General features: G+C 60.9%; 14 protein-coding genes. 3 read left to right on the forward strand and 11 right to left on the reverse strand.

Annotation, left to right across the window (positions count from 1 at the left end; translation table 11 throughout):
- Positions 1–18 precede the first annotated feature (18 nt).
- The 11 genes from HCO70_RS10330 to HCO70_RS10380 form a co-directional block, all read right to left on the reverse strand.
- Complete coding sequence (locus tag HCO70_RS10330; RefSeq protein WP_172295576.1) at positions 19–468, reverse strand: cytochrome c-type biogenesis protein; 450 nt, start codon at positions 466–468, stop codon at positions 19–21.
- Positions 465–2438, reverse strand: coding sequence for a heme lyase CcmF/NrfE family subunit (locus HCO70_RS10335; protein WP_172295578.1), 1974 nt, complete (start codon positions 2436–2438; stop codon positions 465–467). The genes HCO70_RS10330 and HCO70_RS10335 overlap by 4 nt, the downstream gene beginning before the upstream one ends.
- Before the next feature lie 92 nt (positions 2439–2530).
- Entirely contained in the window at positions 2531–2740 is a 210-nt protein-coding gene (locus tag HCO70_RS10340) for a hemolysin XhlA family protein (protein ID WP_172295580.1), read from the reverse strand.
- Positions 2737–3291: a holin family protein gene (locus tag HCO70_RS10345; protein WP_172295582.1), complete on the reverse strand. Its 555-nt coding sequence runs from the start codon at positions 3289–3291 to the stop codon at positions 2737–2739. The genes HCO70_RS10340 and HCO70_RS10345 overlap by 4 nt, the downstream gene beginning before the upstream one ends.
- A complete protein-coding gene (locus HCO70_RS10350; protein WP_172295584.1) occupies positions 3282–3893 on the reverse strand; it encodes a holin-associated N-acetylmuramidase in 612 nt (203 codons plus the stop codon). Before HCO70_RS10350 ends, HCO70_RS10345 begins: the two co-directional genes overlap by 10 nt.
- 68 nt (positions 3894–3961) lie before the next feature.
- Positions 3962–4414, reverse strand: coding sequence for a cytochrome c maturation protein CcmE (gene ccmE, locus HCO70_RS10355; RefSeq protein WP_172295586.1), 453 nt, complete (start codon positions 4412–4414; stop codon positions 3962–3964).
- 68 nt (positions 4415–4482) lie between these two features.
- The gene (gene argC / locus HCO70_RS10360) at positions 4483–5511 is read right to left on the reverse strand and encodes an N-acetyl-gamma-glutamyl-phosphate reductase (RefSeq protein WP_172295588.1); all 1029 of its coding nucleotides are present in this window, start codon (positions 5509–5511) and stop codon (positions 4483–4485) included.
- Between the two features lie 112 nt (positions 5512–5623).
- Positions 5624–6226 carry a hypothetical protein gene (locus HCO70_RS10365; RefSeq protein ID WP_172295590.1) on the reverse strand — a complete coding sequence of 201 codons (603 nt, stop codon included), beginning with the start codon at positions 6224–6226 and terminating at the stop codon, positions 5624–5626.
- A 119-nt stretch (positions 6227–6345) separates the two neighbouring features.
- The gene (locus HCO70_RS10370; protein WP_172295592.1) at positions 6346–7158 is read right to left on the reverse strand and encodes a glutamate racemase; all 813 of its coding nucleotides are present in this window, start codon (positions 7156–7158) and stop codon (positions 6346–6348) included.
- Positions 7159–7162: 4 nt separating this feature from the next.
- Positions 7163–8041: a lysophospholipid acyltransferase family protein gene (locus HCO70_RS10375; protein WP_172295594.1), complete on the reverse strand. Its 879-nt coding sequence runs from the start codon at positions 8039–8041 to the stop codon at positions 7163–7165.
- Positions 8042–8143: 102 nt separating this feature from the next.
- Positions 8144–11560 carry an indolepyruvate ferredoxin oxidoreductase family protein gene (locus HCO70_RS10380; protein ID WP_172295596.1) on the reverse strand — a complete coding sequence of 1139 codons (3417 nt, stop codon included), beginning with the start codon at positions 11558–11560 and terminating at the stop codon, positions 8144–8146.
- 161 nt (positions 11561–11721) lie between these two features.
- On the opposite strand from HCO70_RS10380, the gene HCO70_RS10385 reads away from it, so the two are divergent.
- The 3 genes from HCO70_RS10385 to purL all read left to right on the forward strand — a co-directional run bounded on the left by HCO70_RS10385 (position 11722) and on the right by purL (position 16011).
- A complete protein-coding gene (locus tag HCO70_RS10385) occupies positions 11722–12627 on the forward strand; it encodes a LysR family transcriptional regulator (protein WP_172295598.1) in 906 nt (301 codons plus the stop codon).
- 528 nt (positions 12628–13155) lie between these two features.
- Positions 13156–13656 carry a hypothetical protein gene (locus HCO70_RS10390; protein ID WP_216665322.1) on the forward strand — a complete coding sequence of 167 codons (501 nt, stop codon included), beginning with the start codon at positions 13156–13158 and terminating at the stop codon, positions 13654–13656.
- Positions 13657–13851: 195 nt separating this feature from the next.
- Positions 13852–16011 (forward strand): phosphoribosylformylglycinamidine synthase subunit PurL, encoded by a 2160-nt coding sequence (gene purL, locus HCO70_RS10395; RefSeq protein ID WP_172295602.1) that lies wholly within the window; start codon positions 13852–13854, stop codon positions 16009–16011.
- The last annotated feature ends 142 nt before the right edge of the window (positions 16012–16153 follow it).

Below are 16153 nucleotides of genomic sequence, written 5' to 3' on the forward strand. Positions count from 1 at the left end.
GGAAAGAGTAACGCTGGGTTACTCGTCTAGAATGCGTTTGAGCCGCGCTTCTTCCTCGGGCGAGAGCGCGGCTGCAGCTTCCGGCGCTCGGTTACGGCGTCGCAGGTAGAGTCCCGCGATGACCAGCGCCAGTACCAGCGTGGCCGGCCCCGTAACCCACAGCACCAGGTTGGCGCCGCGAGCAGTGGGTTTCAGTAAGACGTATTCGCCGTAGCGGTCCGTGACGAATGCTATGACCTCGGCGTCGCTGTCGCCCTCCACCAGCCGCTCCCGCACCAGAAGGCGCAGGTCGCGCGCGAGATCGGCATTCGATTCGTCGATGGATTCGTTGCGGCAGACCAAGCATCGAAGTTCCTTGGAGATCTCCCGTGCGCGTTCCTCCAGCCCCGGATCGTCCAGGATTTCGTCTGGCTGCACAGCAAAAATCGGCGTGGCCAGCATGCTGAGAATCAGGATCAATCGCTTCATTCCGCCGGCACCGCGCCAGCCGCCGCCTTCCTTGCGCCCGCCGCCACGCGATAGCGCCGGTCGGAGAGCGACAGCACTCCGCCGAGCGCCATGATAATTGCACCGGCCCAGATCCAATTGGCGAAGGGTTTTATGTAGGTACGCACCGCCCAGCCGCCGTCGGCCTGCGGGTCGCCGATCACAACGTAGATGTCGCGGAAGATTCCGTTGTCGATGGCAGCTTCGGTCGTCGGCATCTGCGCCACCGGATAGACGCGCTTTTCAGGATGAAGCACGGCGACGTCGCGCCCGTTCCGCGCGACGCGCATTTCGGCCACAGTCGTGTTGTAGTTCGGGCCCTGCTGGCGCGACACGTCGGCAAGCGTGATTTCGTATCCGCCGACCTCGAAGCTTTCCCCGACTTTGGCCACGCGGATATCCTCGATCTGCCAAGCGAGCATCGCAGAGATCCCGAAAATGGTGACGCCGAGACCGGCATGTGCGACAGACTTGCCCCAGTCAGCGCGCGGCAGGTTCCGGAGGCGGCGCAACTTGGAACTCCATTTGCCGCGGCCCGTTCGTGTGTAGAGGTCCGCCACAGCACCACCGATCAGCCAGACCACAAGCACCATGCCGACCGGTGCCAGCACCGAGCGGCCGGTTTGAATTGACCATACCAGCGCGCCGCAGGCGATGGCGAAAACCAGCACGCCCCAAAGCTGTTGCATAGCTCGGGACAGGCTGGCGCGTTTCCATGGCAGGATGGCGCCGATCGGCAGGATCGCCGCAAGGGCGACGAAGAACGGGGTGAAGGCCACCTCGAAAAACGGCGCGCCGACCGACAGCTTGCGGTCGAAGGCAAGCTCGGCCACCAGCGGCCAGATCGTGCCAGCAAAGACGACAAGGGCCGAGACAGCGAGAAGAATGTTGTTCAGCACAAGCGCTGTTTCGCGCGAGACCAACGCAAAGACACCCTTCGCCTCCATTGCGCCGGCACGGGCAGCATAGAGCGTGAGCGCACCGCCGACAAAGACGGCAAGGATGATCAGGATAAAGACACCGCGTTCGGGGTCGTTGGCAAAAGCATGAACCGATGTCAGCACGCCCGACCGCACAATGAAGGTGCCGATCAGCGAGAAGCCGAAAGCGAGAATTGCGAGAAGGATGGTCCACGCTTTCAGCGCCTCGCGTTTTTCAACAACGATGGCGGAATGCAGGAGCGCAGCCGCGATCAGCCACGGCATGAAAGAGGCGTTCTCGACCGGGTCCCAGAACCAGAAGCCGCCCCAGCCAAGCTCGTAATAGGCCCACCACGAACCCAGAGCGATGCCGATGGTCAGGAACACCCACGCGGCCAGCGTCCAGGGCCGGACCCAGCGCGCCCATGCAGCATCGACCCGGCCCTCGATCAGCGCGGCGACGGCGAAAGAGAAGGCCATGCTGAGGCCAACATAGCCGAGGTAGAGGAACGGCGGGTGGAACGCGAGGCCAGGGTCCTGCAACAATGGGTTCAGATCCTCGCCGTTCATCGGTGGAATCTCCAGCCGCAGAAACGGGTTCGAGGTGAACAGGATGAAGGCGAAAAAGGCCACGGCTATGGCAGATTGCACAGCCAGGACGCGGGCGCGCAGCGCGGGCGGCAGGTTCTGCCCGAACCAGGCGGCGCAGGCGCCGAACAGCGTCAGGATCAGCACCCAGAGGAGCATCGAGCCCTCATGGTTCCCCCAGACGCCGCTGATCTTGTAGAGCATCGGCTTGTCGGTATGGGAGTTCAGCACCACGAGGCGCAGCGAGAAATCGGAGGTCACGAAGGCGTAAGTGAGCGCGAGGAAGGAAAGCGCCGTCAGCAGGAACTGCGCGGTCGCCGCCGGTTCGGCGACGGCCATCCAGCCTCGCCAACCCTTCTGCGCGCCGATAAGCGGGATTACCGCCTGTACGATGGCAACGGCGAAGGCAAGGATTAGGGTGAAATGGCCAAGTTCGACGATCATGCTCCGGTTATACGGAGGACCTGCCGCGCCGCCAATTCCCTGCGCGCCGATGTCGCAAAGGATTTATCGCTGCGCGCGCGGCGAGCGCCGGTTTACTCTGGTAACGCGAGCCCGCCGGCGATGAGGTAGGCCATCGCTCCGGTGACTAGCGCTCCCAGGACCAACCTTAGTAGCCATTTCAGCGATTCCTCGATGCCGCCCAGTCGTTCCTCGACATTCATCCGGTGCACCTCATCCACGGCATCACGCAGTTCCAGGCTTTGAAGCCGCTTCTCGATGCTCCGCCGCCACTCCTCGGTCATTCCGCGCGTCTCCAGTCCTCAAGCGCGGGGTTCGGCGAAATCGCGGGCGCGTCTTTCGGCTCCGCCTGCCCTGCCCCCGCATGCAGAACCGACAGCGCGCCGATGTTGCGCTGAACTTCCGGTGCGCGCGCGAGCGTCTCTGCGATGGAGCGGTTGTATTCCATGCTCTTCGTCTGGTGGCGTGCGCCGAAATAGAAGGACACGATCACGCCCAAGAGCCACCAGAGCGGTTCTGGCACCAGCGCGATGCCCTGCATGCGGCTGGCGAACCAGATCGGATCGACCATGGCCGCCACGAACAGGCCCAGTGTTCCCAGTGCCAGTGCCAGTGCCGGGCGCGGCACCCGGTTCATGCCGTCCATCAGACGGTCAAACAAGCCCTTGCGCGGTTGCAGGAACTCCGTGGCGAACTGGCTCAGTGTGGCGTTGCGCAAATCCACGTCGCGCTGTCCCGCGGCTTCGGCGTTTTCGCGGAACACTTCGACCGTTTCCGTCACGGCGTTGCGGCCACCACCGAAGACGAGGTTCAGAACACCTTCGATCATCCCCATTCCGCCACCCTCTGGCGGTGTTCCGCCTCGCTCAGATGGTAACGGGGGGAGATGAATTCTTCTGCCCGTAGGATCCAACCTCCCTTTCCTCCGTTAGAGCGACAGGCGTATTTCCGACTCGCCGGGCGGTCGTCTCCCAGTGAATAATAGAAATTGCGGCGGGCGATTCCGTAAGCATCGGCCAGATGACGAGGTGCGGCGTAACGGGCAGCCTCTGCCGCGGCGACGGTTTGCGGACCGATTGCGCCATCCACCGTCACTCGGTGCCCCATGTCGATGAGTAGACGCTGCAGTATTTTCACTGCGTTTGCGCCCGCATTGACGTACATGTCGAAGACGCTGGCCTGCAGCACCTCCGGCAGATCACCGATATTTGGTCGACGGAAGTAGTGGTCGACGAAGATCGTCCGTGCTTGCGCCGGCGTGAGCTGCTTCACATCTTCGACATCGGTGTCGCCGTCGCCGTCATTGTCGATCCCGAGGCGGCAGAGCGTGCCGATGGTCACGCCGTATTTCGTTGCCCCACCCGGATCGTCCGGATCGTTCACATAGCCGCCTTCGCGGCCGATAATCTCGTCGGCAATCGCCTCGACCGATTTCATACCTTAAGTCCCCGCAAGTGGTAAATGCGGCGGCAAGGTTGGCTGCTATCAGGTTAAGATGACGGAACCTAACCGTTCGGATCCTGGTAAACGCCCTGGTCCTTCAGCGCGTCCATGACTTCCTTCGGCATGTATGTTTCGTCATGTTTGGCAAGAATTTCCGAGGCTTCGAAGATGCCGTTTATGTAACGACCGGTGCCGATCATACCCTGTCCCTCTTCGAACAGGTCCGGCAGGACGCCGGTGTAGGCGACAGGGATTGATGCGCCGCCATCGGTGACGCTGAAGGTTACAGTTTCGCCCTGTCCGCGCACGAGGGTACCCTCCTCAACCAGCCCACCCAGACGGAACACCTCATTCGGCGCCGGCGGTTCTTCTGCGACCTGGGTCGGAGCGCGGAAGAAATTGATACCGTCACGCATCGCGTAACCCACCATAGCCGTCGACAAAGCAAGTGCGACCGCCGCGACCAAGATCACCTGGATGCGGCGCCGTTTCTTGAGGTTCTTCAGTCCAGCCATAGGCGTCCTCCGGGCGCGGGGCAGAGTTTCACGCAATAGCGCACAGACCGCCTTGATTCACCTCAAATCTACGGGAAGAGAGGCGCCAGCATCAGCCCTGCCGTTTCTACCTCGCCCAGCATGAGGTTGGCGTTCTGGATCGCCTGCCCTGACGAGCCCTTGGTGAGGTTGTCGAGTGTGGCGACGACGGTGGCCCGGCCCGGTTTGCGGTCTCCGACGACGCCGATATGACAGAAGTTCGAGCCACGCACGTCCTTCATCGACGGGACCTTGCCGAACGGCAGAACCTCGACGAAGACTTCTTCCGCGTAAGCCCTGTCCAGAGTGGCATGTACCACCTCCGGATCGCCCTTGAGATAGGCTGTCAGCAGGATACCCCGCGTCGCCGGGACAAGGTGTGGTGTGAACTGGATTTCTACCGGCCGCCCTGCGACCTTCGAGAACTCCTGATCGAATTCGCCAAGGTGCCTATGGCGGCTGCCCATCGCGTAGCCGACCGCGTTCTCGTAAAGCTCCGAGAACAGCAGGTGCTCCTTCAGCGAACGCCCGGAACCGGAGGCCGCCGCCTTAAGGTCGATGATGATATCGTCGATGTCGACTACGCCGGCGGAGATAAGGGGGCGCAGCGCGAACTGACCCGTCGCGGCGTTGCATCCGGTGCCGGCCACCAGTCGTGCAGATTTGATGTCCTCGCGGTAGAATTCGGTCAGGCCGTAAACCGCAATTTTCTGCAGCTCGACCGCACCATGCGGCTTGCCATACCATTTCTCGTAAGCATCCGGATCGCTGAGCCGGAAATCCGCAGACAGGTCGACCACCTTAAGGTCGGAAGGCAAATCCTTTACAACGGCTTGCGACGTTGCATGAGGCAGCGCGCAAAAGCACAGGTCGATGGTGGAGAAATCGACTTCTTCGATCTTCACAAGCGCTGGCAGGTCGAGATGACGCAGGTGATGATAGACCTCGTCCATCCGCATCCCGGCCTTACGGTCGCCTGACAGCGCGGAGATCTCCATCGACGGGTGCGTCGCGATGATGCGGACGAGTTCGGCACCAGTGTATCCGGAAGCGCCAAGTATTGCAATCTTGTGGGGCATGGTTCCCTCGCTCAACAGTCGGGTCTAGATGGGCGAGGGACCGGAAGCATTGAACTGGAAACTGCCTCGCCGCAATGCGGGTCGGCAGCCGGGGCATTGCCCCGCCGCCGGATCAGGATCGGAGGCGTCGTTTGGCCAAGAGGCCCGCGCCGACCAGCGCGCCACCCAGAAGGAGACCGGTAGCCGGAAGCGGTACAGGGCTTGGCGTGGAGCCGCTCGTGGCAGGGACGCTTGACGCGATGCTGTAGGACAGCTGATCGCCGTAAGTGAAGTACAGCGCCAGATAGAGAACGCCGCTGAAATCGTCGCCCAAAACAAGGGTCAGCGTATCGGTCAGCGCCGACTTGAAGCTGCCGAAACTGCCGGCATAGTCGCCATCCCAGCCATACTGGAACGCGTCGAACGAGTACATCAGTGTGCCACCGGCAGCGTATGAATCGCCAGCATCAGCTGGACCAGTGAAGGTAAAGGTGAGCGTCTGTGCGCCAGCAGTCAGGCCGGTGAGGACCAGAATGTCGAATTGATTCTGAGCACCCGTGCCGGACACACCGTCGATGCCGGCGCCCAGTTCGGTTGGCGAGGACCACTCGCCGGAAAATTCGCCGAGATCCGACTCGGAAACGGTGACAGCATGGGCGCCAGCACCCGCGAATAGGGCGGCGACAAAAGAAAGCGTAGGAAGGAGACCGAAGCGGCTCATCTTGTCAATTTCCATTAAAGAACTCCGGCGTATCGACCGGGGCAGGCATCTGCACGGCGGATATATGTGAGCCGCCTCATCGCGTATAGAGGGCAAATTTACGTAAACGTAACGTCAATTCACGCGTTGCGCGATCAGGCTGGAACAAACCCAATCTTGCGGCGCAGGAACCGGGTCGCCTGGTTTGAGACCCGTGCCGGATCGCCGGTGGTCAGGAAGAGCGACTCGCCACCCTCGCCCACCATTTCCGGTCGTCGTTTGAGGTAGTCGGCAAGGCTTGCGGCCACCAGTGCGGGCTGCGAATAGACATCCACCTGCGGGCCCAGTGCTTCGCGGAACACTTCTTCGACCAGCGGGTAATGGGTGCAACCCAGCACCGCCGCGTCGGGATCGGGCATCTTCCGCAGCAGTGCATCCACATGGCTGCGCACCAGTGCCTCGGCGAGGATCATGTCGCCTTCCTCGATGGCGTCGACCACGCCGCCGCAGCTTTGCGCCTCAACGTCTACGCCGATCGCGCGAAAGGCCAGTTCGCGTTGGAAGGCGCGGCTGCGCACGGTCGCTGGAGTCGCGAACAACGCCACATGCTTGACCTTCACCTCGCGCGGCGGGGAATTATCGCCCCACTGCCGCTCAGTCAGCGCCTCGATCAGCGGGACGAAGACTCCCAGCACCCGCTTGTCTGACGGCACCCAGGATTCCTGCATCCGGCGCAGTGCCGCCGCCGATGCAGTGTTGCAGGCCAGAATCACGAGGTTGCAGCCTGTCTCGAACAGCCGCGCGCAGCCCTTTGTCGTCAATTCATAGATGTCATCGGGATCTCGTACGCCGTACGGCGTGTTCACATTGTCCCCGTAATATACGAAGCCCACATCGGGCATGGCCCGCGTCACGGCGTCCAGAACGGTCAGCCCGCCCAGACCGCTATCGAAAATGCCGACGGCCATTGGATTATGCCCTGTATTTCTCCTCGAACTCGAACCCGTAACCCACGGATTTGAGCGGTCGTGGAGACAGGGCATACGTCTGCGCGCGCAGAAAATCCATCATCGATTTCGGGTTGTCGCGGTGAAGCGCCAATTCTTCGCGCGGGATCGGTTCACCGACTGCGATCTTCACCGGTTCATCCACGCGCATCCGGAACTCGTTGATCAGCAGCGCCATGCGAAGCGTATAGTGCAGGTGGCTGGCGATCTGGAACAGTCGGGAGTTGTGGCCATCGAAATAGACCGGCACTACCGTAGCGTTTGATTTCGCAATCATCCGTGCGGTAAAGCTGCGCCAAAGCGGATCCATCGGCTGGGCGAAGGGCTTTGGTGCGGTGGCTACGGTTCCACCCGGGAAGACCCCGATAGCGCCGCCGTTGGCCAGGTAGTCGAGTGCTGTCTTGCGTGTCTCGACATTCTGGCGGATCGCTTCCTTCGTCTCGTCGAAGGAAATCGGCAGGATGATCCGGTTCAGCTCTTCTGCCTTGCGGAAAATTCGGTGTGCCAGGATGCGGAAATCGCCGCGCACGAGGCTAAGAATGTGGCCCATCATCAGCCCGTCCAGAATACCGTAGGGATGGTTGGCGATCAGGATCAGCGGCCCGTCATGCGGTATGTTGCTGAGGCTGCCTGAAACGACATCAAGGCTAAGACCGTAGCGCTCAACCATGACTTCCCAAAAGTCGCGCCCACCGGAGACCTCCATCTCGTAACCGTCGGCGCGCTTGATCAGTTTCAGTCGTCCTGTCGCGTTTTCCAGCAGCCGGATCACCGCGCGCCCGCTTTTGGACTGTGCTGAACTGGCGTAGCTTATATCCCTTGCGATATGGCGCTTCGTAGCCATCCGCATTTCCCCTTTAGAAACACTGCTCAAAGTTTACCACGACTCTCATCCCGTGATGTCCATTGTGTAACGGAAACACTAAGGAAATGTGACGAATACCAGCTATTCTGCCGCGCTGCGCAGCGAGGCATCGCCATGGCGGATCGCCGCCCAAAGCTCTTCCCTGCGTTTTGCCGCCTTCTCTTCATTCGCCGCCTTTACAGGACCGAAGCCCCTGATCTGCAGCGGCAGTTCTGCCAGAGCGACCGCGGCGTCAAGGGGAATTTCGGGCCCCTCTTTCAAGAGCGCGTCCATATCCGCCTCGAACTGCCGGATCAGGGAGCGTTCCATGCGGCGCTCGGCGCTGTATCCGAATGGGTCCAATGGCGTGCCGCGGAGAAATTTCAACCGGGCGAGACCGGCGAGAACCCGCCGCATGCCCGGGCCGAATTCGCGTTTCCTGGGCCGTCCGTCCGGCCCTTTGCGCGCCATGATTGGCGGTGACATGTGGTAGGTCAGCCGCAGGTCACCGCCGAATGCCTCACGTGCTCTTTCCTCGCTGTCGAGCAGCAGTCGAGCGACCTCGTACTCGTCCTTGTAGGCCAACAGCTTGTAATAGCCCTTCGCGACGGCCTCTTTCAGGCGAGGTGTTTCGAACCGTTCCAGAAAAGCCTTATACCGTTGAGCCAGAGCCCTCGATTGGTAAACTTCTAGGTTACCGGCACGGTAGGAAATCTTTTCTTCCAGAGATTTTGGCAGCTCCACGACACTCGGCTTTGCCAGACGCTCTGCTTCGACAGGATACAGCACCGCCCAGCGCCCGACTTCGAAAGCGCGCTTGTTCCTTTCCGGAGCTGCACCATTCATCTCGACCGCCCGCAGGATCGCTTCATGCGAGATCGGCACCAGTCCCCGCTGCCATGCCGCACCGAAGACGATCATGTTGGAATAGATCGTATCGCCAAGAACCGCGCCGGCTAGATCGCTGGCGTCGAACAAGACCAAGCCATCCCGCAATTTCGCTTCAAGTGACAACTCCAACCTATCCGAAGGAATACGGAATTCGGTGTCGCGAGTGAACTGACCAGTGATGATCTCGTGGCTGTTGACCACAGCGCCGGTGCGCCCCGTCTGAGTCAAACCGAGCGTCTTTGCCCCGGCCGACACCACCAGGTCCCCGCCAATCAGTGCATCACATTCGCCCGTTGCCACGCGGATCGCCGAGATATCCTCGGGCCGCTCCGCCAGGCGGCAATGGATATGAACTGCACCGCCCTTTTGCGCCAGTCCGGCCATCTCCATCATGCCGGCGCCCTTGCCATCCAAGAAAGCGGCCATGGCCATCACAGCGCCGATAGTCACGACACCGGTGCCGCCGACGCCGGTGATCACGACGTTATATGTGCCGTGTATCTGTGGTAGAACGGGATCCGGCAATTCGCCAATGTCCAGATCCACTGTGGCGGACTTCTTTAGCTTGGCACCCGTCACGGTAACAAAGGACGGGCAGAAGCCGTTGAGACAGCTGAAATCCTTGTTGCAAGAGGATTGATCGATAGCGCGCTTGCGGCCGAGTTCGGTTTCGACCGGAACGATTGACACGCAATTCGACTGTACACCGCAATCACCGCAGCCTTCGCATACGTCTGTGTTGATGAAGACGCGCTTGTCGGGATCGGGGAAGGAACCACGCTTGCGCCTGCGTCGCTTCTCCGCTGCGCAGGTCTGCATGTAAATTATGGCGGACACGCCTTTGTAATAGCTGAACTTTTCCTGAACCTCCTGCATCTCCTCACGTTCGTATCGCGGCACATCGTTTGGGAAGAGGCTAAGATCCACTTCTTCCTTCTTGTCATAGACCAATGCGACATTGCGAACGCCCATCGCCCGCAGTTCGCGCGCGATCTGATCCGCCGTCAGCCCGCCGTCATTGGGTTGTCCGCCTGTCATCGCTACCGCGTCGTTGTAAAGAATCTTGTAGGTAATGTTGGTGCCGGCCATCAGAGCGAAGCGGATCGCCTGCACACCGGAATGGTTGTAGGTGCCGTCGCCGAGGTTCTGGAATACATGCTCGCGGGTCGAGAACGGAGCTTCGCCGATCCAATTTGCGCCCTCGGCACCCATATGGGTAAAGCCGACCGTCTCTCGCTCCATCCACTGAACCATAAAATGGCAGCCGATCCCGGCATAGGCGCGGCTGCCCTGCGGCAGCTTAGTTGATGTGTTGTGCGGGCAACCGGAGCAGAAATAGGGAAGGCGCGCCGCGATTTCCTCCGCATTGTCGGCTTTCTTCGCTTCCTCAATGCCTTGCAGCGCAGACTTCATTCGATCGGTGCCGCGCCCCTCTTCGATGAGGATGCCACCGATCTTCTCCGCGATCATCACCGGGTCCAGCGCGTAGCGCGTCGGGAAGAGTTCGTCGCGGTGCATTCCGCCGGCGCCGCCCTTGTACCAGCCATAAACGCGGCGGCCGCGCCGGTCGTCGAAAATCGCTTCCTTGATCTGAACCTCGATCAGCTTCCGCTTTTCCTCGACGACCACGATCAGTTCCAGGCCCTCCGCCCAGTCGTGGAAGCCCTTCATGTCCATCGGCCAGGTTTGACCGACCTTGTATGTGGTGATGCCCAGCCGTTCTGCTGCCGCCTCGTCCACGCCCAGCAGTTGCAGCGCATGTACCAGGTCCAGCCAGTTTTTGCCCGCAGCGACGAACCCGACTTTCGCGCCAGGCTTGCCCCAGACGCGCCTGTCGATGCCATTCGCTCGAGAGAACGCCTCTGCCGCGAAGCGTTTGTAGTCAATCATCCGCTCTTCCTGCGGGATCCAGTGATCGGCAAGGCGGATATTCAGTCCGTCCTCGGGCATCGCAAAATCCGGTTGGACAAATGACATGCGGCCGGAACGTCCGTCGACCACCGCTGTCGCCTCCACCGTGTCTTTCATCAGTTTCAGGCCGGCCCAGACGCCCGCGAAGCGACTGAGAGCATAACCGTATAGCCCGTAATCAAGGATTTCCTGCACGCCCGCAGGTGACAGCACCGGCATGTAGGCGTCCACCATCGCCCAATCGGACTGATGGCAGACGGTGGAGCTTTCGCCGGTGTGGTCATCGCCCATCGCCATCAGCACGCCGCCATGCGCCGAGCTGCCCGCCATGTTGGCATGCCGCATTGCGTCGCCGGATCGGTCAACACCGGGGCCCTTACCGTACCAGAGCCCGAAGACACCGTCGAAGCGCCCTTCCCCGCGCAGTTCCGCCTGCTGCGTGCCCCACAGCGCGGTTGCGGCCAGATCTTCGTTCAGGCCCGGTTGAAACCGGATATCCGACGCTTCCAGCAAGTCGCGAGCACGCGTCATCCACTGGTCGACCGCGCCCAGCGGCGAGCCGCGGTAGCCGCTGACATAGCCTGCCGTGTTCAGCCCCGCCGCCCGGTCCCGTGCCTTCTGCATCAGCATAAGCCGGACAAGTGCCTGCGTTCCGTTGAGCAAGACCGGGGATTTTTCCAAATCGAACCGGTCGCGTAGCGATACATCCTGCCGCATTTTTGTGCGCCTCCCTTACCGGGACTTTATAACATGATTATAGGTCAATCAAACTGACCTACAAAATCAATTTACCGGTATGGGCGGGTTTGCATGTTAAGCTTACCTGCCGGTAATAGAGCGCAACTAAACACACAGGCATCGAGGCATTTGGATACGCCATGGATTGGGATAAGCTAAGAATATTTCACGCGGTAGCCGACGCGGGCAGCCTCACGCATGCGGGAGACACGCTGCATCTGAGCCAGTCGGCGGTTTCGCGTCAGATCCGCGCGCTGGAAGAGAGCCTGAATGCAACCCTGTTTCATCGACACGCCCGCGGACTGATTCTCACCGAACAGGGAGAGCTTCTGTTCGACGCCACGTCTGCCATGGTGCGCCGCCTCGACACCGCAGAGGCCCGGATCCGCGATTCCAAGGAGGAAGTATTTGGAGAACTGCGCGTGACCACCGCCATCGGCTTCGGGTGCCTGTGGCTGGCACCACGGCTGCCTAAGCTTTACGACCGCTATCCGGATCTAAAGATCGACCTGATGCTGGAAGAGCGGGTACTGGATCTGCCGATGCGCGAGGCGGACGTGGCGATCCGTATGAAGGAACCGAGCCAGGCTGACCTGATACGCCGCAAGCTGATGAGCGTACGCATGCGGCTTTATGCAACCCGCGACTACTTGGAATCTGCTGGAATGCCAACGACCCTGGCGGATATCTCGAAGCACCGTCTTATCTGTCAGAGCCCCAGTGCCTTCCAGGTCGCCGCGGGTGCAAGCTTGGTTCAGGAACTGATCGCCAACGACGTCCGCTCGCTGCTGACCGTGAACAACTATTTTGGCGTGTTGCAGGGAGTGGTCAACAACCTCGGCATCGGCGTCCTACCCGACTATCTGCTGGACGATTTCCCGGAGATGGTCCGCGTGCTTCCTGACGTGGAATCGAACGAGGTACCCGTGTTCCTCGCCTACCCGGAAGAATTGCGCAATTCCAAGCGCATTGGCGCTTTCCGCGACTTCGTCACGGAAGAGATTTTTGCTTACCGAAAACGCAAAACCGAGGAGTCGGCAGCCTAACACCTGTGGCAGTTATGCACCTGCAGCATAGCGGCCATGCGACGCACCGTACTATTTCTGCTTGATCCGCAGGCACTCGAAGCATATCTGCCCATTGAAGACGCGAGGCTTGATCATACCGCCTTCGCGTTTTTACCTCCCTGTTGGACTTGGCCGGGCTTCGCGCCCGGCCTTTTTTTGTCGTTTGACTGCCCGGGGCACGCCCAGACCGTAAGAACCGTCTTTCATTCTGTCCTTTTCGGGGATCAGCCAAACCATCTGATCGGGCCGTTTAGGCTGAGGTCCCGCAAAATCCGGCGCGGTGGCAAGTTTTTGCGAGATCTCCTTGGGTCACGCTGGCGGAGTTCCACCTAAATTGTGGATCGTGAACTTGCTTTGCGAATTCCTGCGCATCTCTCACTGGGGTCTCCAGCGGCATTCTGCCGGGTTCCATCGGAATACTTGTGACTTCGCTCGCAAGCTCCACCTCCTTTGCCACGCAGCCGGCCCGAGAAGGGTCTGGCGAAACACTCCAAGGAGGCACATATGATGACCGGTAAGAACATTCTCACGGGCGTGGCACTTTCGGCACTGATTGCGGGTACCGCGGTCGCCGCATCGCTGACAGACAATGCCGGTGAAGCCGTCGAAGGCACGACCGGCGCAATCGGCAGCACCATCGCTCAGACAGGCGACACGATGGGCGATGCAGTCACTGACAGCGGCGAAACCGCTGGAGAGGCAGTTCAGGACACGGGCGACGTGGTCGCCAATGCCGGCGAAGCCGACCAAGCCGGCGCAGAGGGCACGGTAGTGCTTTCTTCGGATGACCAGACCATCGGGACCGTCCAATCCGTCGAGACCACGACTGAGGGCAGCACCCAGGTGATCGTCGCTGTTGATGACAGCCTCGAGTTGCCGGTTCAGCACGTTAAAGTCGGCGCCGAAACGGACGCGAACGGCGAATACGAGCTGGCGATGTCACGCGACGAATTCGTTGCGGCGGTCAACGCCCAGCTCAAAGCGATGGGGAACGTCCAGTCTAACTGACGCCACTCACGGGCAGCACAGGCGCTGCCTGCCATCGCGGCGCCCCGCCCATCCCTTCGGGCGGGGCGTTTTGCTGCCGGAACGATCTTGCGCTGTAATATTTCCCTCGATGGCGCGGCTTACCGCCGTCGCCGCCTTTCATCTCGCTTCGCCCTGCCCTAAAAGCGCGCTCAACCACGCATGCAGGGGAATATGATGCAGGAGCCGGAAATCACCGAGGATCTGGTCGCTGCCCACGGGCTGAAACCGGACGAATACGCGCAGATCCTGCAGCTCCTGAACCGCGAGCCGACCTTTACCGAGCTTGGTATCTTCTCAGCAATGTGGAACGAGCATTGCTCCTACAAGTCCTCAAAAAAATGGCTGCGGACACTGCCAACAGACGGGCCGCAGGTAATCTGCGGGCCTGGCGAAAACGCGGGCGTGGTTGATATCGGCGACGGTCAGGCTGTGGTCTTCAAGATGGAGAGCCACAACCACCCGTCGTATATCGAGCCATACCAAGGAGCCGCCACTGGCGTCGGCGGCATCCTGCGGGACGTGTTCACTATGGGCGCGCGTCCCATCGCGGCGATGAACTCGCTGTCCTTCGGTGAGCCGCGGCACCCGAAGACTCGGCAGCTTGTTCATGGTGTGGTCGAAGGGATCGGAGGCTACGGTAACGCCTTTGGTGTGCCGACAATCGGCGGCGAGGTACGCTTCCACCCCGCTTACAACGGCAACTGCCTGGTCAATGCATTTGCCGCCGGATTGGCCGATACGGACAGTATCTTTTACTCTGCCGCGTCTGGCGTCGGCATGCCGGTCGTCTATCTGGGTGCCAAGACCGGGCGCGATGGCGTTGGCGGCGCCACAATGGCCTCGGCCGAGTTCGACGAGACGATCGAGGAGAAGCGCCCCACCGTCCAAGTCGGCGACCCGTTTACAGAAAAGCGGCTGCTGGAAGCCTGCCTCGAATTGATGCAGACCGGCGCCGTCATCTCGATCCAGGACATGGGCGCCGCGGGCCTCACCTGTTCCGCAGTTGAGATGGGCGACAAGGGGGGGCTTGGTGTTCGCCTGGACCTTGACCGGGTGCCGGTGCGCGAAGAGCAAATGACCGCCTACGAGATGATGCTGTCGGAAAGCCAGGAGCGCATGCTCATGGTACTGAAGCCGGAGAAGGAAGACGAAGCCAAGGCGATCTTCGACAAGTGGGACCTCGACTTTGCCATTGTCGGCGAGACTATCGCCGAGGATCGCTTCCTGATTCTGCACGGCAATGAGACGAAGGCGGACCTGCCATTGTCGAAACTGTCCTCGACAGCGCCGGAATACGACCGGCCTTGGGAAGCGACAGGTACTGCGGTGCCGCTGGCCGACGTGCCCGGGATCGACCCTATCGACGGATTGAAGGCACTGATCTCCAGCCCCAACTATGCCGCGAAACAGTGGATCTACGAGCAATATGACAGCCAGGTCATGGCTGACACCGTTCGCCGCCCGGGACTTGGCGCCGGCATCACGCGCGTCCACGGAACGCCCAAGATGCTGGCCTTCACCTCAGACGTTACACCCCGCTACGTGAAGGCCAATCCGGAGGAAGGCGGCAAGCAGGCCGTGGCCGAGGCCTATAGAAACCTTACGGCTGTGGGCGCCGTACCACTGGCCACGACCGACAACCTCAATTTCGGTAACCCCGAAAAGCCCGAGATCATGGGCCAGTTCGTCGGCGCGATTAAAGGCATCGGCGCCGCCTGCGCCGCGCTCGGTATGCCGATCGTGTCCGGCAATGTCTCGCTCTATAACGAGACCGACGGCGCCGCGATCCTGCCGACACCCACCATCGGCGCGGTGGGCTTAATCCCTGACGAGAGCCACCTGATCGCCGACCAGGTGCGTGAAGGCCATGTCGCTCTTCTGATCGGCGAAAGCCACGGCCATCTTGGCCAGTCCGCCATCCTGGCAGAAGTCTTCAACCGCGAAGACGGCGACGCGCCGCATGTCGACCTCGACGCAGAAAAGCGAAACGGCGAATTTATCCGGGATAACCGCGAGTGGATTACCGCCTGCACCGACCTTTCAGACGGCGGCCTGGCGCTCGCCGCCTTTGAACTTGCAGATGCCACCGGCGTCGGCGTCCATCTGGACAGTGGCGACACGGCAGAGCTATTCGGCGAGGATCAGGCACGTTATCTCGTCGCCTGCAACTTCGACATGGCGGAGGCTCTGATGGTCGCCGCCGGGCAGGTTGGTGTTCCTATCGTTTCCGTCGGGCGATTCACCGGTACGGACGTCACTTTCGGGTCATCCTCTGCGCCGCTCGAAGAATTGTCGGCTCTCTATCGTTCCGCGTTCGAAGCCGCCCTGGGCTAAAGGCCAAAATGTTCAGCCCGAGCGAACCGAGAGCAATTGTCGTGTTTGGAAATCCCCGGGCTGGCCGCTTCTGTAAGCGCAGAAAAGCGAACCCTGATGATGGGTGCCCCACACTCCGGCTGTACGGTTTGCATGGACGATC

This window comes from Pseudoruegeria sp. HB172150 (assembly GCF_013184805.1).
Taxonomy (GTDB): domain Bacteria; phylum Pseudomonadota; class Alphaproteobacteria; order Rhodobacterales; family Rhodobacteraceae; genus Psychromarinibacter.